A 26,326-nucleotide genomic window follows, 5' to 3' on the forward strand; every position below is an offset into this window, starting at 1 on the left:
GAGGACGAGGACCAGAACACGACAAGCCGTTCGGTCTGCACCTTCCGCCGTGGCGGGTGGGACGTCAACGCACTTTTGGGACGGGTTCGCCGGGGCGGTCGCGTGATGCCCGGCGGAGGTGGTCACGCGGGATCCACCACGTGCAGGCGCAGTTCGCTCACATAGCGGCGCCCCTGCGCATCGTGCACCCAGGCGTGACCGGGGCCCGGAAGTGCCTCGCTGACGACGAGTTCCGCGTCCGCCTCCGGGCCGCAGCGGCGCTGGGCGGCGCGCAGCAGCGTGCACAGCGACCCCACGTACACGGGGCTGGTGAAGTCGACGTAGACGGGCTTCATCTCCCCCTCGACCTTGATGAACACCCGCTCGGGCAGGCCCAGTCCGGCCCGCCAGCGCCGTACGGCCAGATAGTCCTCCCGCTCACTGCCGCCCGCGCTCTTGCTGCGCTTGGGGAGGGCCACGGCGTCCACCCCGGTGCGCCAGGTCTCCCGGAACAGGACGAGGTCGTCGACGACCACGCGCGGCAGGTGCGCCCCGTGGGTGACCGTCTTGTAGGCGTCGACCGCGATGAGCGTGAGGAAGACGCCGAACAGCTCTGTGAGCGGCAGCTCCTGGCCGTCCGGGAGCACCGCCCGCACCTTCGCCGCCTCGTCGTCGCGGCGCAGCCGGACCGCGGAGACGGGGACGAGGCGGCGCCGGTCGACGCCCGGGGCCGGGGCGAAGCCGAGGAGCAGGTCGCTCTCGATCACCTCGGCCGGAACCATGCGTCCGGTGCTCCGCGGCCACGTGGCGGGCAGCAGGGGCACCACGCGGGGCGCCCGGTAGTCGCAGTGCGCCTGCCGGCCGGCGAAGGCCGGGTCGTCGGCGGACCAGGTGAACAGGTTCACCAGCAGCGTGGGTGCGCAGGCGTGCATCTCGCCGAGGACCACCTCGTACGCGCCCTCGTCGACGGCCTCGGCGGACTCGGCGCAGATCTGGAGGTCGGGGCTGTGGATGCGGGCGAGCGACCAGCCCGGGCGCTCGGCAGCGAAGAGCCGCCGTGCCTCGGGGGCGAGTTCGGCGGAGGAGAGCCGGACGGTGGACGTGTCCCGGCTTCCGCCCCGGCTTCCGCCCTGGTTCAGCCCGAGGAGCGTGTGCCAGCGGCGGGCGAACTCGTCGGTGACGTCGTCCACGGGGCGGCGGTCGTTGTTCCAGAACAGCCGCAGTGCGGGGCGCCACAGGTCGGCGAGGGTGACCTCCGGGCCGGGCGCATCGGGAGTGGTGGCGGTGGCAGTGGCCGCCTTGTCGAACAGCTTGGTCAGTTCGCGATCGTAGGTGTCGACGAGTTCGGCGCTGAACCACCGGGTGGCCTGGAGCACGAGGGACAGGGGCGGGGCAAGCCGGTCCAGGAAGTCGCTGCCGATCGTCAGGCCGACGTCGCGCGTGGTGTCTTCGTAGCAGAGCCCCCGGCCCGCGTACGTCTTGCCCCGTGCCCGGCTGGGTTCGCGCCGGGTGAGGGCGGTGAACTCCCGGTCCAGGGCGTCCAGGGCGGCGGCCAGTCGGTCACTGTCACCGGCGGCCGCGGCGACGTCGTCCCGAGCGACGCACAGCCGGGCGAAGGCGGCGCGGGCGCGGGCGGCCGCCACCGGGTCGCCGATGGCCGCGAGCCGTCGGCGCACGGCGGTCTCGGCCCGTGCGTCGGTGGGGAGGTTGGCGTCCCAGGCGATCAGCCGGCGGCGCGCGAGCTGGGTGAGGATGCGGTGGACGTCCTCAGCACGGCGCAGCCCGGTGTCCGGGTCCGGGGCGGCGGCCAGGTACGGGGCGGCGAGGAGGCGTTCGGCGATCACGGCGGCGGGGGTCTCCCCGTCGCACAGCGCCGCGACGGCCGCCTGGGCCGGCGTCAGGCGTATCGGCGACGCCCCCTGGCGCAGGAGCCGCTGTCCTTCAACTGCCAGATGGGGGTGGAGCGTCGGGGGCAGCCAGGCCCTGATCCCGGGGTCCTCGGCGAGCCAGGCGCCGAACGCGGTCAGCGCCCAGGGTTCGAAGAAGACCTGCCGACGGGCGAGCATCGTGCTGCCGGGGCTGAGGGTGATCGCGGTGGCGCCGGGGTCCACCCGGACCCAGGCGGACGGGCCGAAGAAGCCGATGGTCTCGGCTTTGCCGCAGTAGCGCTGCCAGTAGCGGCTCAGGTCCTGTTCGCGACGCCTGCGGGTGGTGTTGCGGCGGGGCGTCGGGCCGCCGCGGCGCAGGGAGTCGAGCAGGGTCAGGGCGCCGCGGTTCTGCCAGGTCATGGCCTCGCGCAGCAGCGGGTCCGCGGCCACGGCGCCGATCTCGCGGGCGCAGTGCTCCGTGGCCCGCCCGAAGGCGGTCTCGAACTCCTCGCGGGTACCGGCCCCGGCGAGGTGGCGGTCCGTCACCTCGGCGCAGTCCGGTGCGCTGAACCTGGTGAGCCCGTCGGCCGGGAATCCGGCCGTGCGCAGCACCGCGTCGCGCCAGACGCGCCAGCCGGTGGTGCCCAGTTCCACGCTGTGGGCGTGCGGGTCGTGCTCTGTCATGCGTCCTCGTCTCGCTCGTCGAGTCGTACCGATCAGCCGGCCACCACGTCCCGGCTCTCAGCCGGGCAGCCGGATTCCCAGCCCCCGCCTGCGGGCCTCGCGGTCGATCACGCTGCCCAGGGCCACGTCGTTGACCGCCATGCCGAAGGGGTTGAACACGACGCGGCCGCGCGGCGGGAGGGTCAATTGCCGCTGCCCGGCCACGAGTTCACCGATCTCGGCGTCCACGGCGCGCACCGCGGGAGGGGTATTTGGCGAGGGGCGCGGGGAGGGGCCCGGTGAGAGCTCCCGCGTGACCTTGCCCTCGGCGATGAGCCTGCCGAGCAGCCGCCGGTGGTCGGCAGCCACCAGCTGCCAGCTGTCCACGACCAGCACGTCCGCGCCCATGAGCAGCCCCTCGGCGCAGTCGTCGAGGCCCACGTTGACCGTGAGGCTCCCGGCGGGCACGTCGTGGAGGTCCAGGTACGGACGGTCCGTGGTGGTGGCGGCCACGACGAGCGAGGCGCCGTCGAGGGCTTCGGCGGGGCTCGCGGCGGCGCGCACGCGGACGGGGCCGAGTTCCGCCGCGAGGACGCGGGCCGCTTCGGCGCACCGTGCGGCGTCCAGGTCGTACAGGCGGATGGTGCGCGGGGGCTCGGGCAGGGTGCGGGCGACAACGCGTGCGTGGGTCCGGCCGATGGGCCCCGCGCCGAAGAGCGCGACATCGGTGACCGGGGCGGGGGCCAGGTGCAGCGCCCCGAGCGCGCTCACGGCGGCGGTGCGGGTCGCGGACAGCTCGGCGGCCGCCATGAGCGTGCGGACCTGGGCGGTCTCGACGTCGTACAGCGCGAGCAGTCCGCCCGCGCGCGGAAGTCCCTTTGCGGGGTTGCCGAGACAACTGTTGATGATCTTCGTGCCGGCGACGGTGGCCGGTTTGCCGAGCGCCGCGGGCAGACAGAGGCTCCGCGCCCACCCCTCCGTGTGGTCCCAGCGCAGATACGCCTCCTCGGGCAGGACCACCGCACCTCGGGCGTGGTCACGCTGCGCCCGCGCGATGGCGTCCACGACGGGCAGATCCGCCAGCACGGCGGCTACGGAGGGCGTGTCCAAGTACAGAATGTCGTTCACGGCTGTGCCTCTTCTTCAGGGACGAGCGGGACGGGCGAGACGGACCGGAAGGTCCGGAGGGGCCGGAGGAGCCCGAGGGGCCGGAGGGGCGGGACGCGCGGAGCAGGGTGAAGCCCGCCAGCGCCGCGGCGGCGAGCAGGACGCCCGCGGCCGTGAGGTAGGCCGCTGACACGCCCTCGGCGAGGGCGTCGGCGACCGCCTCGGTGACCCGGGCGAGGGCGGGGGACGAGGAGTGGCCCTCACCGTCGCGGACGGCGCGGGCGATGCTCTCGGCCATCGACGACGGCAGTCCGGCGCCGGTCAGCGCGCCCGGCAGACCGGCGACGAACCGGGCGGCGAACACGCTGCCGAGGACCGAGGTGCCGAGTACGGAGCCGAACTGGCGGAAGGCGGTGGCGCTGCTGGACGCGGCCGAGGCGTCGTCGGGGCCGACCGCCATGATGGCGGCGGTGGTGGCGGGCGTGACGGTCAGACCGAGTGCCGCGCCCAGCAGCGCCATGCCGCCCGCCGACACCGCGTCGGACGCGCGGGCCGTCTGGCAGAACGCCAGGACGCAGGCGCCCGCGGCGGAGAGCAGGAAGCCGACGACGGCCACGCTCAGGGGATGGAAGCGGGCCAGGAGTCTGCCGCTGACGGTGTTGGTGACCAGGAAGGGAACCACCAGGGCCAGCAGATGGACGGCCGCCGCGAGCGGGGACAGACCCCGCGCGCTCTGGAAGAACAGGGTCTGCAGATAGCACGCGCCGACGAAGCCGAGCATGGCGCAGCAGGCGAGCAACAGACCGGCCAGGTGCGGCAGTCGGGCCATCGGGCGGACCCGCAGCATGGGGTCGGCGGCCCGCCGCTCGACCAGGACGAGGGCCACCACGCCGAGCAGGCCCAGGGCGAGCGCGGCGAGGGTGACCGGGTCGCCGTAACCGCTGTGCCCGGCGCGGGTGATGGCGTAGACGGTCAGCCCCAGGCCCGCGACGGCGCAGACCTGGCCCGGAAGGTCCAGGCTCCGCCCGGGAGTGCGCGACTCCGGTACGCCCCAGCGCGTCAGGGCCAGGGTGATCGCGGCCAGGGGGACGTTGACGAGGTACGCGGCGTGCCAGCCGACGCGGTCGACCAGCAGTCCGCCCAGGACGGGACCGCAGGCCAGGGCGACGCCGGAGGAGGTGATCCACGTCGACACGCGCCGCATCCGGCGCGCCGGGTCGTCGGTGCTGAGCGAGAGGATCGCCAGTGACGTCGGCAGCACCACCGCCCCGCCGACGCCGCTGACGGCGCGTCCCGCGAGGAGTTGGGCATAGGACCCGGCGGTCGCGGCGGTGAGCGATCCGCAGGCGATCAGGACGGTGCCGAGCATGTAGACGCGGCGCCGGCCGAAGCGTTCGGCGACCGTTCCGCCGGTGAGGACGAGGACGGCCACCATCAGCGTGTAGAGACTCGCGATCCAGCTCAGGGCGCCCGGCGGCACATGAAGGTCGTCCTGGATCGCGCGCAGGGTGGCCATGGCGGCCGTGGTCTCCTGCAGGCTCATCACCACCCCGCCGCAGCAGGCGGCCGTGGTCAGCGCCGGATACCGGAGGGTGGCAGCGGTGGCCCGGGCGCTCACCGGTCGTCTCCCCGGCGCCGGGGCCGCCTGCTGCTCCTGCGCAGCCGGATGCCGGTGATCGAGGTGAACGCGACGGGGACGAGGACGAGTTGCCACACCCCCGTGGCGATCACGATCAGCAGCGTGAGCGGCCACACGGCTCCTGCGACGGCCAGGGCGACGCGCCGCGAGCGGATGCCGCGGTTCTCCCTCCGGGGACCTCTGCCCGCGTACGCCGGCCGCGGGGCGGGCAAGTCCGCGAACAGGGCGGCCAGTTCACTCACGCAGGTCGCGCGCAGTGCCGCCGCCGAGCGTGTCTCGTAGGTCTGCGCATCGAGGCGCCCCTTTGCGAAGTGCTGTCCGAGGGCCTCGACGGCCTGGTCGCGTTCGGCGTCTCCGGCGCGCAGCCCTTTGCGGTGGTCGACGGTCATGTCTGTGCTCCGTTGTGCGTTCGCGGTGCCACCGGTCGTACGGCGGCCTGCACGGGGTCCCAGTCGGCGGGCCGGTCCGGCAGCCGGGCCGGGGCGGCGAGTTGCGCGCCGCGGTGGGCGCGGGCCAGCAGGCGGCGGTGGGTGACGGCCTCCGCGGCCACGATCCCGCTCAGGGCGGTCCCGACGATGCCGCTGCCGTAACGGGTGCTCTGGCCGACGACGTAGAGCCCCTTGACGGCCGTCTCGACGCCCGGCCTGGCGCTGATCGTTCCCCATGTGCCCAGCCCGTAGGGGGTTCCGCCGGTCGATCCGGTGTAGCGCTCGTGGGTCAGTCCGGTGGAGGTCTCGGCGTGCACGATGTGCTGCTCCAGCGGGCCGAGGGCACCGGACGCGTCCACCGGGCCCAACGCCTCCTTGGCGGCGTCCAGAAGCATCCGCTGTACGCGTTCCTTGTCCTGCCGGTAGCCCGGATCGCGCCGGTAGCTCCGGGGGTACGAGCCCGGCAGCCGGTACGGCGTCATCACCTGGACGTTGCTGTGCCCCGGCGGACAGACGGTGGCCGACGCCGGATCCTTCCGGGACGCCAACGAGACGAAGACGAAGGGGAGTTGGCCGTCGGGGCAGCCTGTGCGCAACTGTGCGTAGGCGTCCTCGATGTCCCAGCCCCGGTGGAACCAGATGTTGGCGTCGGACAGCCGGTCGAGCGGCACGGACAGACCCAGGTAGAGCACGGCGACCGGCATGCGCATGCGCGCCTGGCGGGTCCTGCGCACCAGGGCGGGCGGGAAGTGTTCGGGTCCGGCCAGTTCCAGGACGGTGCGCGGGAAGTCGGCGCCCGACACCACGACGGGTGCCGTGAGGACCTCGCCCGAGGCCAGGCGCACCCCGGTGGCCCTGCCGCGGTCGACGAGGATGCGCTCGACCCGGCACCTGGTGCGCAGGGCCCCGCCGTCGGCCCGGAGGGACTCGATGAGGGCCGCACTGAGCATCTGCCCGCCGCCCTCGGGGTAGTAGGCGCCGCGCAGATAGCTGTCCAGCATGTACACGTGGGTGAGCACGGTCGTCTCGCTCGGCGGCGACCCGTAGTTGCCGGACTGCGCGGCCAGCAGGGCCGCCGCCCGCCGCGAAAGGCCGCAGTGGTCGAAGAGTTCGGACAGGGGACGGTTCGCCCAGCGCGTCGCGTACGGCATGCCCCGGCTCAACTCCGCGGCGGCGGGCTCGCGTTCGGCAAGCAGGGCGGCACGCTTCTCCTCGCCGATGCCCGCGCAGACGCGCAGGAAGAGGCCGATGCCGTCGGCGTCGGCCGGGCATGCCGCGCTCAGGCGCCGCCGGTACGCGTCCCAGCCGACGCCCACTTCCAGGGTGCGGCCGGGAAAGCGGACCGTGTCGAAGCAGTCGGGGTCCAGCGGCCTGAACCTGACGCGGTCCGCGAGGCCGAGCCCCCGGTACACGGCGGGCAGCAGCCCGTCGGGGCCGCAGTCGCCGATGTAGTGCGCGCCGACGTCGAACTCGTACCGCCCCTGCCGTCGCCGTCGGCGGAAGACGTGGGAGCTGCCTCCGGGCACGGAGTGCTGCTCACAGACCAGGACCTCGCGGCCGTCCGCCGCGAGGTAGGCGGCGCAGACCAGGGCGCCGATGCCGCTGCCGACGACGATGGCGTCCCACTTCTCTCGCCTCGTCACCTCAGGCCCCCTCTCCGCGCAGGAGCGCGTCGTGGACGTGGTCGAGCAGGGCTTCGGCGCGGGCACCCGTCCCGGGCCCGTCGGCGCAGGACAGGGAGAGCTCGACGTGGCCGGGCAGTTGGTAGGCGGTGAAGAAGACGGGGGCGTAGGAGACGTACATGGGCAGCGAGTACACGGTGCGGGCCACGAAACCGGGGGCGGAGAGCGACGCGGGGTGGACGGCGCCGACGTGGGAGATCACCGCCGTGCAGGGCAGTCGCGGTCCGTGGGCGGCGACCGCGCTGCCCGCGGCGATGGTGCGGTCCGTGGCCCTCTCGACCACGGGCTCGAGGCCGCCCGAGCCCAGCTCACGGCGCTCGGCGAGCGCGTCGCGCAGCCGGTCGCGCACCTGCGGCCACGGGCTGCCCGCGGGCACGTCGAGGTAGACGGGGAGGGTCAGGTTGGCGGTGGAGACGAGAGGGCCACCGCGCCTGCCCGAGCCCTCTCCGTGGCGACCCGAGCTCTCTCCGTGGCGGCCCGAGCCCTCACCATGGCGGCCCAAGCCGTCGCCGTGGCGGCGCAGACTCACCGGGATCACGAACCGGCAGGGGTCCTCCCCCAGCTCGGCGACCGCGGCGGCGACCTTCGCCGCGAGGGCGCGATGGCGGCCGGGTATCGTCCGGCGCCGCCACAACCACAGCTCAGGGTCGGCGTGTTGGGGACCTGGGCCTGCCGGGAAGCGGAGCAGGGGCGACGCGCAGTCCGGGGGCAGTGGCCCCTGCCGGGGCCGGGGCGGGAACGCGTCGACGACGTCGGTCTCGGTGACGGTGGACCGGGCGGGGGTGCCGGGCTCGCCGCGCAGGGCGGCGAAGACGTTCGCGGCCCAGGTGAGGACGCCCTGCCCGTCCATGACCGCGTGAAAGGCGCGGAAGACGACGGTGTCCGCCGCCTTCCCGGCCAGGAGGACCTCGCAGTTGGGTCCGGTCGACGCGTGGAACGGGGCCCGCAGCGCGGGGTGTTCGAAGCGCAGCCCGTCCACGGCGTCGGCGACGCGGCGCACGGCCGGTTCCGGCCCCGTGTCGACCCAGGTCCGGCCGCGCCGCACCACCCTGGCCCCGGGGCAGTTCAGCGAGGCGGCCGCCACGGCGTCGGCCAGGGCCGCCGCGTCGAGGGTGCCGGCGCCTTCGACCACGAGTTGAATGGCCATCGGAGGGGTGGCCAACGCCCGCGCCACGTAGAGGCGTTCGGTGGGAGAGATCCTGCGGACGTACATGTCACCACCGCCCCGCTCGGTCGATCACGGCTCGGTCGATCACGGCTCGGGCGACCACCGGCCGGCAGATGGCCGCCCGGCCCCTCGCCGACCGGTCGACCACCGACCGCTCAACCGCCAGCCGCTCAACCGTCACCGGCAACGGCTCCTCCGCCGCAACGGCCAGGCAGAGGTGCGGTTCGATCCGCGTGCTGCGTACCCACCAGCCGTCCCCGGCCGCCCGCCAGCCCGGACGCCACGGGGGCAGCGGCACCCGGGTGGGTCTGCTGCCTGCCCGGCCCTGGGCCTTGAGCAGCGCCTCGACCTCGGCCCACTCGCGGATGCCGACGGGCCCGCCCACGACGGTGGCCAACCACCGCAGCGCGGCCGGGCGTTGCCGGTCCTCCTGGACGTCGACGCCGATCCAGGTGCCCTCGGCCACGGCCGCCGCGCCGACGGCGCCGGTGTGCGAGACCGAGCCGCGCCCGTCGGACGCGGGCCAGTGCCAGCGCCCGTCCGGGCACCGCGACGGCCTGCCCCGGCCGAGCGCGGTGAGCAGGGCCCGCCCGGAGGGGCTGGCCTGCCGCCCGAAGTGGTCCTTCGGGGTAGCGGTGCGGGTGACGCTCACATGGATGCCTTTCATCGTGCGAACCGGAACTTCGGCAGGGCGACGGCGAAGGCCGCCACCCCGAGACCGAGCAGACAGAGCGAGGCGGGCAGCACGCCTGCCGCTCCGGAGCCGCGGACCAGCACGTCCTGGTAGGCGTTGAGGGCGATGCCCTGGGGGACGTACTCCGCGATGCGGCGCATGAAGTCCGGCATGAAGACGCCCGGCACCATGCAGCCGCCGAGCGCGGCGAGGACGATCACCGAGATCGTGCCGAGGGTGTTGGCCTGGGACTCGCTGGTGGCCCACGCCGACAGGAGCACCCCGAACCCCACGGCGCACACGGCCAGGCCCACGGTGACCGGGACCAGCGCGAGGGGATGGGCGCCCAGGTCCATCCCGAAGACGAGGCGGCCGAAGGCGAACATCGTCGCGACCTGGATCAGTGAGACCAGCAGGTAGGGGGCGATCTTCCCGGCGAGGACGGCCCGGCGCGGCATCGGTGTGGACAGCAGCCGCAGGAAGGTCCCCTCGCGCTTCTCCGCCATGATCGAGGCGGTCAGCAGCGTCACGATGAAGAAGGCGTACATGACCGCGTAGCCCGGCACGTTCTGCTGATAGACCGACGGATAGGCGGGCTTGGCGCTCCCCTGCGGGGTGCCGGTCGTGGTGTGGACCCGTCCGCCGCTGTTCGCCTTGGCGAGGGCCTGTTCGAGCTGGGCGCGTCGCTTCTGGTCGGTCGTCTGCTTCAACTCCCCTTGCAGATAGGCGATGTTGTACGTGTCGGCGGCGACCGCGTCGGCCGTCGCCCGTATCGCGCCCTGCAGCGGGTCCACGGTCTGGCGGGGCGCTGTCGGGTCCACCACGAAGGACAGGCGCGGGGTGGTGCCCTGCTCCGTCGAGGCGGTGAACCCCGGCGGGATCACGACGGCCAGGCCGGCCGTCCCGCGCCGCACCATGGAGTCGGCGGCGGACCGGGACAGCGGCCGGTCGCCGGACCCGGCGTCCACCTTGACGCCCTGTTCGCCCCGGAGTTCCCGCACAAGGCGGCCTGCCCCCGCGCCGTGGTCCTCGTCGACGACCGCGACGGTGACCTTCGGGGCGGAGCCGAGGTCGTGGAACGACTGGCCGAGGGCGAGGCTCATCACGGTGATGAACAGCAGCGGCGACAGGAACAGCGTGATCAGGACGGTGCGGTCGCGCACCAGGACGGCGATCTCCTTGCGGATCATGGCGAGCATCACGAACCGTCCCTCAGGGTGCGGCCGGTGAGGTCGAGAAAGAGGGTCTCCACGTCCGGGTGCAGGACCCGCAGTCCCCCCACGCCCAGGTTCAGCTCGGACGCCACGCGCAGGACCTCGGTCAGGGTGCGCCGCATCCCCTCGACCCGTACGCGGATCGTGGCGCCCTCCACGATGACCTCACCGGCGTCCCGCAGGGCCACGGCCACGGTGGTCACGCCCTCGGGGAGGGCCGCGAGTTCGCCGGGGTCCAGGGGCCACACGAGGATGCCGCCGCCGAGGGGCGCGACGAGTTCGGCGCAGGTACCGGCGGCCAGGATGCGCCCGCCGTCCAGGATGACGACGCGGTCACACAGCTGCTCGACCTCCGGCATGTAGTGGGACGTGTAGACCACGGCCATGCCGTGCTCCGCGCGCATCCGCCGCACCGTCTCGAAGATCTGGTGCCGGCTCTGCGGGTCGACGCCCACGGTCGGCTCGTCGAGGAACAGCAGCCGCGGCTGGTGCAGCACCCCGGCGGCGATGTTGAGGCGGCGGCGCATGCCGCCGGAGTACGTGGCGACGCTGTCGCGGGCGCGGTCGGCCAGGCCCACGGCGTCCAGGGCCCAGCGCACCGCGCGCGTCCGCGCGCGGCGGGGCAGGCCCTGGGCCCCGGCGAAGAACCGCAGGTTCTGGCGGCCCGTCAGGGTCGGGTACAGGGCGATGTCCTGCGGTACGACGCCGAGTTGGCGTTTGGCGGCCGCCGGGTGCGCCGCGAGGTCGACGCCGCCGACCCGCACCGTGCCCGCGTCCGGGGTGAGCGATCCGGACAGCATGGCGATCGAGGTCGACTTGCCCGCCCCGTTGGCGCCGAGGAAGCCGACGATCTCGCCCTCCGCCACGTCGAAGGAGAGCGCGTCGACGGCGGTGCGGCGCCCGAAGCGCTTGGTCAGTCCTGTCGCCTCCAGGACGTTGTCGCGCACGTTCACGGAGCGCACCTCGACACGACCATCGCCACGTGGCTCGCGCCGTAGGCGAAGCTCGACACGACCGCGTGCGCCACCGGCGCCACGGCCCCCGAGGACGGCACGAGCCCGGGCACCGCGCGCGGCGCGTGCCCGGCGCCCGCCGTCGCGGCGATCCGGCCGCTGCCCATGGCCTCCAGGGCGGCGACGAGCCCGAAGCCCCCGGCCGACCCCTGGGTCTCCCCCACCACCGACTTGACCGCCGTGACCGCCGTGCCGGAAAGACCGGCGAGGGTGAGCGCGGCGGCCTCGGCGTCGTCGACCGCCGGACGGCCGAGCGCGGCGGCGGCGACCAGGTCGATGTCGTCCGGGGTGACCGACGCCGCCCGCATGGCCTGCGTCAGCGCACGCGACCAGGCCCGGCCGTCGCCGCGCAGTCCGGCGATGCCGCTGAGGTCGCTGGCGAGCCCGAAGCCCGCGACGCGCGCCAGCGCCGGAGTCCCCAACTCCTGGGCGTGGTCGGCTGATGCGAGCTGGACGGCCACCGCACCGGCCGACAGGACGGTGCCGCCGCCCGCGTAGGGGCGTACGTCCCCGTTGCTGAGGAAGCCGGGGATCTTCACGTGCCCGGCCACGAGGATCTCCGGGCAGTCGTCGGCCATGACGACGGTGATGCGGCGCGCGGCACCGCGCCGGATCAGCCGGTACGCGTAGTGCAGCGCCCCCAGCGCGCTGGTGCCGCCGCTGCACACGGTGGCGGTGACGCCGCGGAACCGGTGCAGGATGGCGACGTGGCCGACGGCCGCGTTGACCACCGTGTTGGGGAAGTGCTTCGGGTTCGCGCCGCTCGCGCCGTGCAGGACGACGCCGCGGTGGAAGCTCTCCACCGGTGTGCCGGGGATCAGGCCCGTGGCGAAGATCAGCCCGGTCTCGTCGGCGACGTGCCGGGGCGGCCTGCCGTGCCGGCGGTGGAGTTCGGCCACCGCCCCGGCGGCGAGCGCGCCCGTGGGGTCCATCTTGCGCAGGGCCGCGGGGTTGATGCCCCGGGTGAGGGCGGCGCGGTCCACGCGGCCGGCGGTGCGCGGCCCGTACTCGGGGACGTCGACCGTGTCCCGGTAGACGGGCTCGCCGTCGACGAGCGCGCGGACCAACTCGTCGTGGCCTGCGGCGGATCCGGCGATGCCCGCGATGCCGGTGATCACCACGTCCCGCGGCGCCTCGACCGGTTCCGCCGAAGGGGCGCGGCCACGCCCCGGGCCGGGCTTGCGCAGCACCAGCGCGGCGTTGTTGCCGCCGAAGGCGAAGGAGTTGGAGACCGCCACGTCCACCGTGGCCGGGCGGGCGTGCTCGGCGACGATGTCCAGGCCGCTCGGGCTCGCCCCCTGCCCGGTGTGCACCGTGGGCGGCAGCACCTGGTCCCGGAGGGCGAGGGCGCAGCACGCGGCCTCCACCGCACCGGCCGCGCCCAGGGTGTGCCCGACCATCGACTTGGTCGAGCTGACCGGTGGTGCGGGCTTGAACAGGGCGGCGATGGCGCGGGGTTCGACCGAGTCGTTGGCGGGGGTGCCCGTGCCGTGCCCGTTGATGTAGTCGACGTCCGCGGCGGCCACGCCCGCGTCCCGCAGCGCGGCCTTCATCGCCCGCAGGGCTCCGCGCCCGCCGGGGTCGGGGGCCGTCTGGTGGTGGGCGTCCGTCGACAGTCCGTACCCGGCGAGTTCGGCGATCGCGGGTGCGCCGCGCCGTGCCGCGTTCGGGGCCCGTTCCAGGACGAGGAATCCTGCGCCCTCCCCCAGCGTCAGCCCGCCGGAGCGCGAATACGGCGAACAGGGCTCCCCGTCCAGCGCGCCCAGGCTGTTGAAGCCGTGGAAGGACAGCCCGGCCAGCGGGTCGACCCCGCCCACCAGGACGGCGTCGGCCTCGTCGGCGAGCAGCAGCTCCAGGCCGTACCCGATGGCGACGGCCCCCGCCGCGCAGGCGTTGGACAGCAGCGTGCGGGGGCCGGTGAGGCCGGTGGCCCCGGCGACGGCGTCGGCCACGCTGTGCAGGGCGTACCCCGTGAGCAGGCGGACGTCCGCCTTGCGCAGCCCCTGGGTGAGGTACTGCCGGTGCCAGCGTTCCATCGTGCGGATGGTGCCGAGGCTGCTGCCGACGACGACGCCCACGCGGTCGGGGTCGTAGCCCGCGGCCGCGAGGCGGGCGGCGTCGACGGCCTCGCCCGCGGCGGCGGTGGCGAGGCCCAGGCAACGGTCCACGCCGGGGCGGTCCTGGTACGGGGCCTCGCCGCCCACCCGTGTCGAGAGCCCTTCGGTGTCCACGGCTTCGACGGGCCCCAGGGCGCTGCGGCCCTGTTTCATGCCCGTCCAGCACGTCTCGGTGTCGGCGCCGAGTGCCGTGATCAGCCCGATGCCGGTGATGACGACGGTCATGTCAGTCTCCGAGCCGCTCGGACCACGACGTCGGCACGACGACGGGCGAGGAGACGGTGCGCACCGGGGTGCCTCCGTCGGCCACCAGGTCGAGCCCGGGAACGTCGAAGGGGGCGTCGAGGACCGCGAAGGCCAGCACGGGTCCGCCACCGGCCGGTTCGCCACTGGCCGGTCCGACAGTGGCCGGTCCCTCACCGGCCGGTGCGTCGACGGCCGGTACGCCATCAGCCGGCACGTCACCAGCCGGTGCGCCACCAGCCGGAACGTCAACAACCGGTCCGCCAACGGCCGGTGCACACCACCGCACTTCGCCGACCCGCCGGTCACCGGCGTACACGGCGGTGCCCGGTGCCGGTGCCGGTACCGGTGCCGGTACCGCTGCCGATGCCTGCTCCGAAGCGGCGAGCAGCACGGGCGTGAGACCGCGAGCACGCCGGTCGCAGGCGGCCAGCGCGGCCGACCCCCGGAACGGATCCTCGCGGCCCCAACTCACCAGCCATTCAAGGCCCGCCTCGCGCACCGAGAGCCCCTCGGTCAGCTCGGGCAGCACCGGGTGGCGGACCTCTCCGCGGGCCCGTGCCAGGGCGTCGGCACCGACGCGGCCGCCGCCGAGGGACCGCGCCTGTTCCGCCACCCACGCGGCCGCGTCGGCCGGTCGGGGCGCGATCAGCAGGTAGCCGTACTCGCCGGTGGTGCCGGTGCGCGCCATGACGCAGTCGGTGCCGTCGAGCCGGACGTGGCCGACGCCGTGCAGGACGAGCCCGGAGATCTCCTCGTCCAGGAGCTTCTCGGCGATCCGCCACGAGGCGGGCCCCTCGAAAGCGACCGCGACATGGTCCTCGGCGGCGTCGGTCACCGTGACGGCCTCGGCGACGCCGCACGCACGGACCGTCTCGCGCACCAGCTCCGCCAGGTCGGGGCGGGACGGGGAGAACAGCCAGCTGGACTCGTCGAGTTCGATGTGGGTGACCACGTCGCGGATCGCGCCGTCCTCCTCCAGGACGAGGCTGTCGCGCACGGTGTCCGGCTCCACGTAGGCGCTGTCGCGGGCGAGGAGCCGGGCCAGCACGTCGGCCCGCTCCATGCCCTCGATCCGGACGAGGCTCACGTACGGCGTGCACCAGCCGGCGGAGGTGCGCAGCAGCGCGTACTGCTCGGCGGTGGTCGCGGTGCTGGGCATGGTGACGGTGGCGGTGTCGGGGGCGGTGTCGGGGGCGGTGTCACTCATGTGCGGTCCTCCTGGGGTCGCGTGGCAGCGGCGATCCGCCTCTCGGCGGTCGCGGCGTCGGGAAGGCAGCCGACCTCCCACACCGCTGCGGAGCGGTGCCGGGGGCGGTTGCGGGTGAGCAGGGCCAGCAGGGGGCCCTGGCGGGTGCTGCGGAAGAGGATGTGCGGGGTGTCTCCCGAGCGGGCTGCGCAGTACAGCCATCGGCCGTCGGCGAGACCGAGGGCGAGGCGGCCGGTCCACAGCTGCCAGGGGGGTTCCTCGGTGACGGTCCACACGCTCCCGGCCGGGCCGGGCACGAGAAGCCGGGCCCGGCGCGGTGCCGCCGGGGTCAGCCAGAGCGCCGACTCCCCTTCCTGCGGCTGGGGTTCGGCGTGCACGCGCAGGCGCAGCAGGGTCCCCTCGGCGCCCGGACGCGGTTCGATCCCCCAGGACATGTCGGGGGCGTCGAGCCCGTCGGCCGCGTACCGCCACGGCCGGGCGTCGTGCGCGGTGCCCCAGCCGACGCCGTGTTCGGGGTCCTCCCGGACACGCTCGCGGGTGACCCAGATCCCGGCCCGCCAGCGGGGGTTGCAGGAGAACGACCCCTGCCGGGGGAACGGCGACGCCAGCACGGGGCGGTCGGCGGAGCGCCAGGACACCAGGCCGCCGGCGTCCGCCGACAGGATCAGGTCGTCCTCGCCGGTCCGGAGCCTGCGGCAGTCCTTGCCGGTCACCGTGTGCCGTTCCCATGCGGCAGTTGCGTCGTTCACGGGGGTCGGCTGCCGCGCGGGGACGGCAAGCGCGGGCGGCGCGTGGTCGGCGTCAGGTGTCGGGCGCGCCACCGGGCTCCGCTCGGGCCCGCTGCCCGGCACCGCCTCCTCCGGGGTGTCGGCGCGGGAGAACCGCAGGGTGAGGCGGTGCGCGGGCGGTGCGTCCAGGTGGATTACGGAGTCGGTGATCAGCCGGGTGTCCGTACCGGCTTCGCGGTCCACCTGGACGCACCAGCCGTCGGTGGGCTCCCACCAGGCCAGGGCCTCGGGGCTCGGCAGCGACCATCCGGCGGCGGGTATCTCGGTGGTGTCCGGCGGGCACAGGCCGCGCCCGCCGGGCCGGTACTCGGTGCGGCCCCCGTCGCCGGTGACGAGCCAGGCGCCGCGCAGTCCGTTGACGAGTACGGAGCGCACCGTCTGTGTGGGGGGCTCGTCCCCCTCCCACCAGGTGGACACGGCGAGTTCGCCTCCGTGGAGGCGCACCTCCCGGTGCAGGGTGCCCGGCCCGAGGTCCTGCGAGACGCGCCACCCGTCGGCGATCTCGGTGAAGCGCGGCGCGACGGGCAGGGTGCGGCGCCATCCGGTGAGGAACGGCGGCCCGAAGACCGGCCACGTCAGGGTCAGGACCGGCCCGGTCCACCGGTCGTGGCGGACCCGCAGCAGGCCGGTGCGCGCACAGATGCCGAAGCTCAACTCGCCCTCGCGGCGCCCGCGTACGGGCGGGGGTGGGGGCGCGGGGGCCGCGGGCGGCAGCCGCTCGGGGTCCGGGCCCTTGCCGACGGCGCAGAAGAGGACCTCGCCGCTGTCCGGGTCCAGGAGCGCCCTGAACTCGACGCCGGAGACGACGACTTCGGTACGCAGCACCCGGCGCCCGGCGACCACTTCCGTGTCGTCCGCGAGGCCGCGCCGGGCGGGGTCGCCCACCAGGTAGCGCAGGACGGCGCCGGTTCGTGCCGTGTCCGGCACCAGGTGGCCGTACTCCTCGGCCAGCCGGGAGCGCAGCCGCAGCAGGTGGTTGACGAGCTCCACGTTGCCGTCCTCGCCCGCCTCCAGCGGGCCCGTGAGGGTGCACCCGAGCTGCCGGTAGAGCGGGAACGCCTGCCGGTTGCAGGGGTTGGCGGTGAGGCGGAGCACCTCGACGCCGCCCTGGATCAGCCGGCGCAGGGCGGTCACGAACAGTTCGCCGGTGAGGGACCCGCCGCGCACGCGGGGGCTGAGGAACAGCATGTCGCCGAAGACCTCGTCGGCGGCGACCGGCCAGCGGCCGTTGCCGCGGAACATCCCCAGGGTGCCCTCGACCGCGCCGTCGAGCTCGACGACGAGGAAGATCTCCGTGCCGCGCTCGGCGAGTTCGCGGCGGACGACGTCCCCGGTGAGCGGAAGCCTCACGGGGTTGGGCACGTCCGTGTACCGGTTGTAGAGCGCGGCGACGGCCTCGGCGTCCGCGTCGTCGTACGGACGGATCACCGGCACGGACGTGGGCGGGGGCGGGGTCACGACCGGCCGCCCTTCCGGGACACCGTCAGCGTTCCCTCGGCGGCGGTCTCGCCGTCCACCGACGCCTTGACCGTCACGTGGGTGAGGGGGCCGAACCGGCGCCCCAGGGTGGCCTCCAGGGTCAGCCGGTCCCCCGGCACGACGAGCCGCGTGAACTTCATGTTCCGGATCGCGCCGAGGTAGCCGACCTGCTCCGCCCCGTCCTCCTGACCCTCGGCGAGCCAGCCCGCCACGTAGACCACGGCGACGAGTTGGGCCATGGCCTCGACCAGGAGGACGCCCGGCATGATCGACTGGTCGGGGTAGTGCCCGGCGAAGTAGGGCTCGTTGACCGTGACGTTCTTGATGCCCTTGCCGCTGCGCCCCGGGTGGACGTCGTAGGCCCGGTCGACGAGGAGCAGCGGCCAGCGGTGCGGGAGCATCCCGCGGATCTCGTCGGCGGTGAAGGACAGCGGGGGCGTCGTGCCGGTCGCCGTGCCGGCCGTCATGCCGCGCCCACGCGCGGGATGTCGCCGCGCTCGGTCACCACGAAGTCGGCGATCTTGTTGACGGAGCCGAAGACGGCACGGTCGTCGTCGCTGATGGCGACGCCGAACTCCTCGTCGACCATGACGACGATCTCCAGCGTGTCCAGGGAGTCCAGCTCCAGTCCGCGGCCGAACAACGGCTGGTCGTCACCGATGAGTTCGGGGCGCGTCTCCAGGCCGAGGCCGGTGACGAGGAGTTCCTTGATGCGGTGGTTGAGCGCGGCGCGGGCCGTCGCCCGGTCGAGCAGTTCCTTGTACGTGGCCGGTTCCTTGTACGTGGACACGGGTGTCCCTTCTCGGGTGGGTGTGCGAACGGGGTGCGGCGGGGAAGCGGCGAGCCGCCAAGTCGGCTGCCGGGGCGGCGGGTTCAGACGGTCATGCCGCCGTCGAGGACGATGACCTGGCCCGTGAGGTAGCCGGCGGCGTCCGAGGCCGCGTAGGTCACGGCGGCCGCCACCTCGGCGGGGGTGCCGGGGCGGGCCGCGGGGATGATCTCGGTCATGCGGGTGCGGACGTCCGGGGGCAGGCCGCGCCACATGTCGGTGTCCGTGAACCCCGGAGCCACGACGTTGACGCGGATGTGCCAGGGGGCGACCTCGCGGGCCAGGCTCTTGGCGAAGGCGATCATTCCGCCCTTGCTGGCGCTGTAGTTGCACTGCCCCGGGCGGCCGCGGATGCCGCTGGTGGACGCCATCAGGACGATGGCGCCGCCGGTGCGCCGCATGAGCTTCACGGACTCGCGGCTGACCAGGAACGTGCCGGTGAGGTTGGTGCGGATCACCCGCTCCCACTTGTCGAGGCTCATCATCGCCAGGTAGCCGTCGTCGGTGATGCCGCCGTTGACGACGGTCACGTCGAGGTGCCCCCACTTTTCGCGGACGGCCCGGAACATGTCCCTGGTCTGCGCCTCCGAGCCCACGTCGGCCTGGACCACGGCGGCGCGGCGGCCCTTGGCCCTGATCTCTTCGGCGACGGACTCCGCCGCCTCCCTGCGGGTGCGGCAGTGGACCATCACGTCGTGTCCGTCGTCGGCCAGGGCCAGGGCACAGGCCCGGCCGATGCCGCGTGAGCCGCCGGTCACCAGTGCCGTGCGGCGGCGCTGCGGTTCCGTCAGTTCCGTCAGTTCCGTCATCGTGTGCCCTCCTCCCTTCCCGCCTCCAGGGCCCGCAGGACGACCCCGACCTCCTGGGGCGTGCTCACCAGCCGGGTCACGGGGCGGCCGGGAAAGTGCCGTGCCAGGCTCACCAGGGGGCGGGCGGGCCCGAGGGCCACGGGTGCGGCGCCCCGGTCGGCCACGAGCAGCTCCATCAGCTCCCGCCAGCGGACCGGTGCGCACAGGGCGTCGACCAGATCCGCCCGTACGTCCTCGGTCCGCGCGCCGAAGACCCCGCAGGTCACGAGCCCGACCGGCCGGGGCGAGTCGGCCAGGCGCTGCGCGGTCGCGGCGTCCCTCCAGGCGTCGGCAGCGGGAGCCATCAGCCGCGAGTGGAAGGCGTGCGAGACGTCCAGCAGCCTGGCCCGTGGTCCGATCTGCGCGGCGAAGCGGCGTACCGCGGTGATCTCGCCGGACACGACGCACTGCCGCGGGCTGTTGTCCGCCGCGAGGTCGAGTCCCTCGCCCCGCGCCCGGGCCAGCAGGTCGCCGCGCTGCTCGGGTCCCGCGACGGCGAGCGCGCACATGCCGCCGCGCCCGGGGGCCGAGGCCATCAGGGTGCCGCGCAGCCGTACGAGCCGTACCGCGTCGGCCAGCTCCAGCCGGCCGGTGGCCACCAGGGCCGCGACCGCGCCCACGCTGTGCCCGGCCGCGGAGGCGGGGGTCACGCCCCGCCGCGCGAGCACCCGCCAGGCGGCGACGGCGGCGGTCAGCAGTGCGGGCTGGGCGTTCTCGGTGGCCGCCAGGAGCTGCGGCGGCGCGTCCCAGCACAGGGTCCGCAGGTCGATGCCGAGCTCCTCGGACGCCTCCTCGAACACCTCGTCGGCCTCGGGGAAGGCCCGGGCGAGGCCCCGCGCCATGCCGGGGGTCTGGGCGCCTTGGCCGGGGAACAGGGCGTGCACCGGCATCACGGGGCCGTCACCCCCTCGGCCGGGACGCTCTCCAGGAGGGCGTCGGCGCCGAAGGTGTCGCGCACCCAGGTGTCGGAGTAGACGGTCTCCAGGTAGCGGTCGCCGTCGTCGGGGAAGATCAGCACGCAGACGGATCCCGACGGCAGGCGCGTGCTGAACGACTCGAAGGCCGCCGCGACCGCTCCCGAGGAGCCACCGGCCATGATCGCCTCGCTCCGGACGAGGGCCCGGCAGGCCCGGACGCACTCCACGTCCGAGACGTGCACGACGGCGTCGGCGTCGGCGGGGTGGAACAGGGCCGGACGTATCGCGGCGCCGTGACCGGGGATCAGCCGCTGGCACGCGACGCGGCTGCCGAAGATGGCGCTGCCCACCGCGTCGACCGCGACGATCCTGGTCGGCAGCGCGTGCCGGCGGATGTAGTCGGCGCAGCCGCGCAGGGTGCCGCACGAGCCGGTGGCCACGAACAGGTAGTCCACGCGGTGCCCGTCGACCGCCGTCAGGACCTCTTCGAAGGTGGCCGCGTGCGCTCGCGGGTTGAGGGGGTTGGCGTACTGATTCGGCCAGTACGCCCCGGGGACGGTCGCCACCAGCTCACGGACCCGGCGCAGCCGGCTCGGCAGGTACTGGCCGCTGTCCGGGTCGGGCTCGCAGACCTGCTCGATCCGGGCCCCGAAGGCGCGCAGCCGCGCCAGGGTGTGCCGCGGGGTGTGGGCGTCCACGACGGCGATGAAGTCCAGTCCGTGGAACCGGCACAGCTGTGCGAGCCCGATCGCCAGGTTCCCCGAGCTCGACTCGACGACCGTCGACCGCCCCGGCACCAGCTCTCCCTCGTGCAGGGCCGCGGCCAGCAGCGAGTGGGCGACCCGGTCCTTGATGCTGCCGCCGGGATTGAACGCCTCCAGCTTGGCGAAGACCTTCACATCGCGACCCGGGCTCAGCCGGTCGAGCCCTATGAGTGGCGTCGAGCCGATGGTTCCCAGGATTCCCGACGCAATGCCGGTCCTCGTGTCCACGCTTGCCGACACGATTCCTCACCTCCGTTCCGTACGGGATTCGGCCTTCCCGCAGCGGAGAGCACGGCCGGGAAATCCCGCGAGGCAAGCAAAGATTCGCCAATGATTGAGCAAACCCGACTCCCCTGTGAACTCTCGCTTTCGGATGACTGACTCCCACTGTGCCGGGCGCACTTCGGTCCGGGAATCGGGCAACGGGCGAAATTCAGGGGGACGTTGGGAGAGCGAATTTCCGCGCGGACTACCCAAAGGATGTATAGGGGCCTGACCGGTCAGCCAATTTGATCGCCGCAGGCAACTTAAAGCACAGAGTCGCCAGGCATGATGAATTGGCACCGCGAATTCAGGCCGCCGCATCGACGTACGAGGAAGACCGCCGTGAGGCAAGCTGACAGGACAACGACGATCACGCCCCACGACAGAACGCACATCACCAGAACAGACGTCGGCCTCAGCGCCGCGGCCACGCTGCTCGGCATCGCGGACGCCTACGCGACCAGGGGCGTGGCGGACTTCGGTGTCCTCGCCGGTCACTTCGACGACGAGCTGACGACCGCTGTCGCACTCGGGGTGCTGCTGCTGTTCCGGCAGCGCTTCCCCCTGACGGTGGCCTGGGCCGCCGTCGTCGGCGACATCGTCGCCTTCGCCCCGTTCCCACTGGCCGTCGCGCTGTTCACGGTGGCCACCAAGTGCCGCTCCAAGGTCTGGACTTGGAGCACCGTCGCCGCGGCGACGGTGGTGCACACGGCCCTCGTCGGCGTCTGGGGCGTCGACGGCGTCAGCCGGATCACCGCCCAGCTCCTCGGCTTCGTCGCGGGCCCCGTCACCGCGGGCATGCTGGTCCGCACCCGCCGGGAGATGGCCGCCCGCACCGCGGAACAGGCCCGCCAGCGGGCCCGTACGCAGGAACGGGCCCGCATCGCACGGGAGATGCACGACGTGGTGACCCACCAGGTCACCCACATGGTGCTGCGCGCGGGAGCCCTGGAACTCACCGCGGACCGGGGCAGCGCCTGGGTGGCCCACGAGGCCGCGGCGATCGCGCAGACGGGGCGCCGCGCGGTGGACGAACTCCACGAGGTCCTGGGGGTGTTGACGATGCAGCCCTGTCCCGGGGCGACCACCGGAGCGCCAGGAGCGGAGGGGGCGACCGGAGCACAGGCAGAGACTGCCGCTCGCGCACACCCGGGCGACGCCTCCGCCCCGGCGGCCGACGAGCCCGATGACGCGACCGAAGGCCAGGCCGCGGAGACAGCCTCAGAGGCGGCCACCCGGGCCGCGGCCACCGCCTCGTCGACGCCGGCCACCACCTCCGCGCAGCCGACGCTGGCCGACCTCCCGGACCTCATCCGCAGCTGGGAACCGGTCGGCACCTACGCCACGCTCACGGTCACCGGCCCCCGCCACGTCGGCGTCCCGGCCGCCGCGCAGCGCGCCCTCTACCGCCTGACCCAGGAGGCGCTCACCAACGCGGCCAAGCACGCCCCGGGAGCGGCCGTCCTCGTACGACTCGACTACCAGGTCGACCGGCTGTCCGTGCACCTCAGCAACGGACCGCCCACCATGGCGCGGCCCCGGCCGCAGCAGATCAGCGGGTCCGGGCGGGGACTGACCGGCATGCGCGAGGGCATCGAGCTGCTCGGCGGCACCTTCTCCGCGGGCCGGACCCCCCTGCGGACCTTCGAGATACACGCCGAGATCCCGTTGACCACACCCGGCACCGCCGGCGCAGAGGAGCACTCCGGATGACCACGACCCCGATCAGCGTCCTGCTGGTCGACGACGACGCCATGGTCCGCACCCACCTGCGCACCATCGTGGGAACCGCCGACGACATCGAGGTCATCGGCGAGGCGGCGGACGGCGAGGCCGCCATCGCACAGGCCCTGGAGCGCATGCCGGACGTGGTCGTGCTCGACATCTTCATGCCGCGCAAGGACGGCATCGCCGTGACGCGCGCCCTCGCCGATCTCCCCGCGCCGCCCGAAGTGATCATCCTGACCACCTTCGCCCTGGACGAGCACATCGACGAGGCGGTGCGCGCGGGCGCCAGCGGATTCCTGCGCAAGGACACGCCGCCGCGCGACCTGCTGCACGCCATCCGCGTGGTCGCCGCCGGCGAGGCGATGCTCTCCCCCTCGGTCACGCGACGCGTCCTCACCGCCGTCCAGGACGGCGACGACTCCCTCACCCCCGCCGAACGCGAACGGCTCATGACCCTGACCGGCCGGGAACGCGAGGTCTTCTCCCTCCTCGGCCAGGGGCTCACCAACACCGACATCGCGGGCCGCCTCCACATGAGCACTTCCACGGTCAAGCTCCACGTGAGCCGCCTCCTCGCCAAGCTCGACGTCACCAACCGGGTCCAGGCCGCCCTGCTCGCGTACCGCGCGGGACTCGCCGCGCCGGAGAGCGCCGGGCCGAACCCCCGGACACCGTGAGCCATGGGCACGACAATGGCCACACGACCGAGCGAGGCAGCGGAGAGGGGAAGACGTGAGGGAGAGCCAGCACCGGAAGGACGTGGCGGACCGGCTCAACATCGGGGTCGCGCACAACGCCCGGGTGTGGAACCACTGGATCGGCGGGAAGGACAACTACCGCGTCGACCGGCAGGTCGGTGATCAGGTCGCCACGATGTTCCCCGTGATCCGGGACGTGGCCCGCGCCGACCGGGACTTCCTCGGCCGTGCCGTCCGCTTCCTCGCCGCCGACTGCGGAGTGCGGCAATTCCTCGACATCGGCACCGGACTGCCGACGCTGGACAACACCCACGAGATCGCCCAGCGGATCGCACCCGAGTCCCGGATCGTCTATGTCGACAACGATCCCATCGTGCTCGTCCACGCCCGCAGCCTGCTCGTCGGCACCCCGCAGGGAGCCACCGATTACCTCGATGCCGACGTGCACGACCCGGACGGCATCATCGAGGGCGCCGCGGCGACTCTCGATCTCGGCCGGCCCGTCGCGGTCATGATGCTGGGAATCCTCAATTTCGTCCTCGACACCGGTCAAGCACAGGACATCGTGCGCCGGATCATGGCCGCGGTCCCGTCCGGCAGTCATCTCGCCCTGACCCACCCGACCACCGATTCCGAACTCGGTGGCGAAGGCAATATCGCGGCCATGAAGTTCTGGAACGAGAACGCCACCCCGCCGATCACCGCCCGCAGCCGTACGGAAATCAGCGCTTTCTTCGACGGTCTGGAACTCCTTCCACCCGGCCTCGTGTCGTGCGCGCAATGGCGCGCGGAACCCGAATCCGGCGTCGCGCTACCGCAGTTCGGCGCGGTCGCCGGAAAGCCGTGAACGAGCTACCCCGCCCACGCCCGCCCCACACATGACCGGACGCCCCATTTTCCGTCCCCCCAGAACCGACAGGATCCAACCAACAGGCGCCGATATCGGCCCAGTTGACAGCGCCGTGACACCTCGGGGGCGCACGTGCCGGCAGCCCTCGCAATGGCCGTCTCCCCAGGTCACACGGCATGCCTGCGCCGCCAAGGCACCGGCGGGGGCGCTCAGTTGGATGGAACCGGCTTCAACGGTTGAGCACAAGTTCCACACATCCCCTCTTCAGACGGGCCGCGATGGTCTATGTTGACCGTGCTTCACATGCGGACACGAGGCGACAAATGATGATCTATAGGTTGGAGCCCGGGGAGGGGCCTTGAGTGTGGGGAGCACTCAAGGGTTCAGCGGGTTCCTGCACACCACAAGAGTCCGGCAGGCCAAGTAGGTCCGCTGCCGTCGGTCCGGGGTGCGCATGCAGTGCTGCAACAGCCGGGATGTGACACCCGGGGGCGGGGAGCTTCCGGGGTGAGGAACAGCGCGGCGCGGGGGGCGGGGGCCTCCCGAGGGGAGCAACAGTGCGGGGGGCGAGGGCCTCCCGGGGGGAGGAACCGTGTGGAGCAATCATGTCGAGCGCACTGGCGACCTGGGGGGGTCTGTGCAGCAGGGGGAATTAGTCAGCCCGTTCCTACCGGCGCGCGGGCGTCCGGTGAACGGGGCAATCACTCAGCCCGCTATCGACTGGGAGCAGCGGTACCGCCGTACCGTGATCACCAGCGATACCGTGGCCACCGCCTTCGTGGTGGCGGCGATCGGCGGCTTCTTCGGGGTCCGGGACGCTGCCAACTGGCATGAGAACTGGGCCTTTCTGGCCTTCGGCACCGAGCTCCTCGTGCTCGGGGCGCTCGCGGTGAGCCGGGCCTGGGCTCCGGCCGTCCTCGGCCAGGGCGCCGAGGAGTTCCGCCGGCTCGGGCGCTCGCTGTTCACGGCGGCCGTCGTCCTCGCGCTCGGCGGAATCGCCCTCACCTCGCGCAACATCAAGCTCTGGATCTTCGTCGCCCTCCCGGCGATAGCGCTCGTCACCATGACCGAGCGGTATCTGCTCCGCCTCTGGCTGCACAAACAGCGCAAGGAAGGCCGCTGCCTGAGACCGGTGCTCGCTGCCGGAAGTCCGGCCACCGTGCGCGATCTGGTCACCCGCGTCCGCAAGTTCCCGCACCTCGGCTGGCGCGTGGAGGCGGTGTGCACGCCGGACGGTCTCGGTTTCGAAGGTGACCAACTGGACGGCGTGCCGGTCGTCGGCCGGCTGACGGACGTCGCGGGCCACGTCCGCCGCGACGGCTACCGCGTCGTCGCGGTCACCCCGGACCCGCACTGGTCGCCGGACCGGCTGCAGCGTCTGGCCTGGAACCTCGAGGGCAGCGAGGCCGAGATGGTCGTCGCCCCGGTGCTGATGGAGGTGGCGGGGCCGCGGCTGCACGTCGACGCGGTCCTCGGGATCCCGCTGCTGCGGGTCAGCATGCCGATCTTCACCGGCGGCCGCCGGGCGGTCAAAGGAGTCGTCGACCGGCTGGGCGCCGCGGTCCTGCTGCTGCTGTTCGCCCCGCTGATGGCGCTCGTCGGGCTGCTCGTCCTGGTGGACAGCCGGGGCGGGGCGTTCTACCGCCAGCGCAGGGTCGGCAAGGACGGCCGCGAGTTCACCATCCTCAAGTTCCGCACCATGGTCGCGGGAGCCCACAGCGCACGCGCCGAGCTGGCCGACCGCAACGAGGGCGCGGGGCTGCTGTTCAAGGTCCGCCGGGATCCGCGGGTGACCCGGGTGGGAGCGGTGCTGCGCCGCTACTCGCTCGACGAACTCCCGCAGCTGTTCAACGTGCTCACCGGATCGATGTCGCTCGTCGGCCCACGGCCTCCGCTGCCGGAGGAGTCCGCCGCGTACGGCCCGGACATCCGGCGGCGGCTGCTCGTGAAGCCCGGCCTCACCGGCCTGTGGCAGATCAGCGGACGCAGCGATCTGCCGTGGGAGGAGGCGGTCCGCCTCGACCTGCGGTACGTGGAGGACTGGTCGCTCGCCCTGGACACGGTGATCTTGTGGAAGACGCTGCGGGCGGTGCTCCAGGGGCAGGGGGCCTACTGATGTGCGGACGTCGTCGTCCGGTCGGTGCACGGAAGGCGGGC

General features: G+C 73.6%; 21 protein-coding genes. 4 read left to right on the forward strand and 17 right to left on the reverse strand.

The genetic code is table 11. The annotated features are described in order from the left end of the window. Positions 1–122 precede the first annotated feature (122 nt). The 17 genes from ACQB60_RS15525 to sbnA form a co-directional block, all read right to left on the reverse strand. A complete protein-coding gene (locus ACQB60_RS15525) occupies positions 123–2,531 on the reverse strand; it encodes a lantibiotic dehydratase (protein ID WP_496926545.1) in 2,409 nt (802 codons plus the stop codon). A 57-nt stretch (positions 2,532–2,588) separates the two neighbouring features. Continuing rightward, positions 2,589–3,638 carry an ornithine cyclodeaminase gene (locus tag ACQB60_RS15530; RefSeq protein ID WP_496926546.1) on the reverse strand — a complete coding sequence of 350 codons (1,050 nt, stop codon included), beginning with the start codon at positions 3,636–3,638 and terminating at the stop codon, positions 2,589–2,591. Continuing rightward, positions 3,547–5,235, reverse strand: coding sequence for an MFS transporter (locus tag ACQB60_RS15535; protein ID WP_496926547.1), 1,689 nt, complete (start codon positions 5,233–5,235; stop codon positions 3,547–3,549). The genes ACQB60_RS15530 and ACQB60_RS15535 overlap by 92 nt, the downstream gene beginning before the upstream one ends. Then, positions 5,232–5,645: a DUF1707 SHOCT-like domain-containing protein gene (locus ACQB60_RS15540; protein ID WP_496926548.1), complete on the reverse strand. Its 414-nt coding sequence runs from the start codon at positions 5,643–5,645 to the stop codon at positions 5,232–5,234. Before ACQB60_RS15540 ends, ACQB60_RS15535 begins: the two co-directional genes overlap by 4 nt. Beyond that, positions 5,642–7,327, reverse strand: a complete 1,686-nt coding sequence (locus ACQB60_RS15545) for a phytoene desaturase family protein (protein WP_496926549.1) — start codon at positions 7,325–7,327, stop codon at positions 5,642–5,644. Before ACQB60_RS15545 ends, ACQB60_RS15540 begins: the two co-directional genes overlap by 4 nt. A gap of 1 nt (position 7,328) precedes the next feature. After that, entirely contained in the window at positions 7,329–8,579 is a 1,251-nt protein-coding gene (locus tag ACQB60_RS15550; protein WP_496926550.1) for a hypothetical protein, read from the reverse strand. Position 8,580: 1 nt separating this feature from the next. Next, entirely contained in the window at positions 8,581–9,201 is a 621-nt protein-coding gene (locus tag ACQB60_RS15555) for a hypothetical protein (RefSeq protein ID WP_496926551.1), read from the reverse strand. Continuing rightward, a complete protein-coding gene (locus tag ACQB60_RS15560) occupies positions 9,198–10,406 on the reverse strand; it encodes an ABC transporter permease (protein ID WP_496926552.1) in 1,209 nt (402 codons plus the stop codon). The genes ACQB60_RS15555 and ACQB60_RS15560 overlap by 4 nt, the downstream gene beginning before the upstream one ends. Then, positions 10,406–11,374 (reverse strand): ABC transporter ATP-binding protein, encoded by a 969-nt coding sequence (locus tag ACQB60_RS15565; protein WP_496926553.1) that lies wholly within the window; start codon positions 11,372–11,374, stop codon positions 10,406–10,408. The genes ACQB60_RS15560 and ACQB60_RS15565 overlap by 1 nt, the downstream gene beginning before the upstream one ends. Next, positions 11,371–13,776 (reverse strand): beta-ketoacyl synthase N-terminal-like domain-containing protein, encoded by a 2,406-nt coding sequence (locus ACQB60_RS15570; RefSeq protein ID WP_496926554.1) that lies wholly within the window; start codon positions 13,774–13,776, stop codon positions 11,371–11,373. Before ACQB60_RS15570 ends, ACQB60_RS15565 begins: the two co-directional genes overlap by 4 nt. A gap of 1 nt (position 13,777) precedes the next feature. Next, complete coding sequence (locus ACQB60_RS15575; RefSeq protein ID WP_496926555.1) at positions 13,778–15,004, reverse strand: hypothetical protein; 1,227 nt, start codon at positions 15,002–15,004, stop codon at positions 13,778–13,780. Next, positions 15,001–17,250: a GNAT family N-acetyltransferase gene (locus ACQB60_RS15580; RefSeq protein WP_496926556.1), complete on the reverse strand. Its 2,250-nt coding sequence runs from the start codon at positions 17,248–17,250 to the stop codon at positions 15,001–15,003. The genes ACQB60_RS15575 and ACQB60_RS15580 overlap by 4 nt, the downstream gene beginning before the upstream one ends. Further along, a complete protein-coding gene (gene fabZ, locus ACQB60_RS15585; RefSeq protein ID WP_496926557.1) occupies positions 17,247–17,738 on the reverse strand; it encodes a 3-hydroxyacyl-ACP dehydratase FabZ in 492 nt (163 codons plus the stop codon). The genes ACQB60_RS15580 and fabZ overlap by 4 nt, the downstream gene beginning before the upstream one ends. Next, entirely contained in the window at positions 17,735–18,061 is a 327-nt protein-coding gene (locus ACQB60_RS15590; RefSeq protein ID WP_496926558.1) for a phosphopantetheine-binding protein, read from the reverse strand. The genes fabZ and ACQB60_RS15590 overlap by 4 nt, the downstream gene beginning before the upstream one ends. 83 nt (positions 18,062–18,144) lie before the next feature. After that, a complete protein-coding gene (locus ACQB60_RS15595) occupies positions 18,145–18,909 on the reverse strand; it encodes an SDR family oxidoreductase (protein WP_496926559.1) in 765 nt (254 codons plus the stop codon). Further along, positions 18,906–19,838, reverse strand: coding sequence for an ACP S-malonyltransferase (locus ACQB60_RS15600; RefSeq protein WP_496926560.1), 933 nt, complete (start codon positions 19,836–19,838; stop codon positions 18,906–18,908). Before ACQB60_RS15600 ends, ACQB60_RS15595 begins: the two co-directional genes overlap by 4 nt. Beyond that, positions 19,838–20,869 carry a 2,3-diaminopropionate biosynthesis protein SbnA gene (gene sbnA / locus ACQB60_RS15605; RefSeq protein WP_496926561.1) on the reverse strand — a complete coding sequence of 344 codons (1,032 nt, stop codon included), beginning with the start codon at positions 20,867–20,869 and terminating at the stop codon, positions 19,838–19,840. The genes ACQB60_RS15600 and sbnA overlap by 1 nt, the downstream gene beginning before the upstream one ends. A gap of 366 nt (positions 20,870–21,235) precedes the next feature. On the opposite strand from sbnA, the gene ACQB60_RS15610 reads away from it, so the two are divergent. The 4 genes from ACQB60_RS15610 to ACQB60_RS15625 all read left to right on the forward strand — a co-directional run bounded on the left by ACQB60_RS15610 (position 21,236) and on the right by ACQB60_RS15625 (position 26,285). Continuing rightward, entirely contained in the window at positions 21,236–22,606 is a 1,371-nt protein-coding gene (locus ACQB60_RS15610) for a sensor histidine kinase (RefSeq protein WP_496926562.1), read from the forward strand. Then, on the forward strand, positions 22,603–23,298 hold the full coding sequence (locus tag ACQB60_RS15615) for a response regulator (protein ID WP_496926563.1): 696 nt from the start codon (positions 22,603–22,605) through the stop codon (positions 23,296–23,298). The genes ACQB60_RS15610 and ACQB60_RS15615 overlap by 4 nt, the downstream gene beginning before the upstream one ends. An 82-nt stretch (positions 23,299–23,380) precedes the next feature. Next, positions 23,381–24,166 carry an SAM-dependent methyltransferase gene (locus tag ACQB60_RS15620; RefSeq protein ID WP_496926564.1) on the forward strand — a complete coding sequence of 262 codons (786 nt, stop codon included), beginning with the start codon at positions 23,381–23,383 and terminating at the stop codon, positions 24,164–24,166. A 640-nt stretch (positions 24,167–24,806) separates the two neighbouring features. Beyond that, positions 24,807–26,285 (forward strand): sugar transferase, encoded by a 1,479-nt coding sequence (locus tag ACQB60_RS15625; protein WP_496926565.1) that lies wholly within the window; start codon positions 24,807–24,809, stop codon positions 26,283–26,285. Positions 26,286–26,326: the final 41 nt, after the last annotated feature.

The sequence above is a fragment of the Streptomyces odontotermitis genome (genome assembly GCF_050510915.1).
GTDB lineage: Bacteria > Actinomycetota > Actinomycetes > Streptomycetales > Streptomycetaceae > Streptomyces.

Bases quoted from the DNA above. Each gene is read 5' to 3' on its own strand.
- ACQB60_RS15525 (WP_496926545.1), bottom strand. From the start codon at position 2,531: ATGACAGAGCACGACCCGCACGCCCACAGCGTGGAACTGGGCACCACC.
- ACQB60_RS15540 (WP_496926548.1), bottom strand. From the start codon at position 5,645: ATGACCGTCGACCACCGCAAAGGGCTGCGCGCCGGAGACGCCGAACGC.
- ACQB60_RS15550 (WP_496926550.1), bottom strand. From the start codon at position 8,579: ATGTACGTCCGCAGGATCTCTCCCACCGAACGCCTCTACGTGGCGCGG.
- ACQB60_RS15555 (WP_496926551.1), bottom strand. From the start codon at position 9,201: ATGAAAGGCATCCATGTGAGCGTCACCCGCACCGCTACCCCGAAGGAC.
- ACQB60_RS15560 (WP_496926552.1), bottom strand. From the start codon at position 10,406: ATGCTCGCCATGATCCGCAAGGAGATCGCCGTCCTGGTGCGCGACCGC.
- ACQB60_RS15570 (WP_496926554.1), bottom strand. From the start codon at position 13,776: ATGACCGTCGTCATCACCGGCATCGGGCTGATCACGGCACTCGGCGCC.
- ACQB60_RS15575 (WP_496926555.1), bottom strand. From the start codon at position 15,004: ATGAGTGACACCGCCCCCGACACCGCCCCCGACACCGCCACCGTCACC.
- fabZ (WP_496926557.1), bottom strand. From the start codon at position 17,738: ATGACGGCCGGCACGGCGACCGGCACGACGCCCCCGCTGTCCTTCACC.
- ACQB60_RS15595 (WP_496926559.1), bottom strand. From the start codon at position 18,909: ATGACGGAACTGACGGAACTGACGGAACCGCAGCGCCGCCGCACGGCA.
- ACQB60_RS15600 (WP_496926560.1), bottom strand. From the start codon at position 19,838: ATGCCGGTGCACGCCCTGTTCCCCGGCCAAGGCGCCCAGACCCCCGGC.
- ACQB60_RS15615 (WP_496926563.1), top strand. From the start codon at position 22,603: ATGACCACGACCCCGATCAGCGTCCTGCTGGTCGACGACGACGCCATG.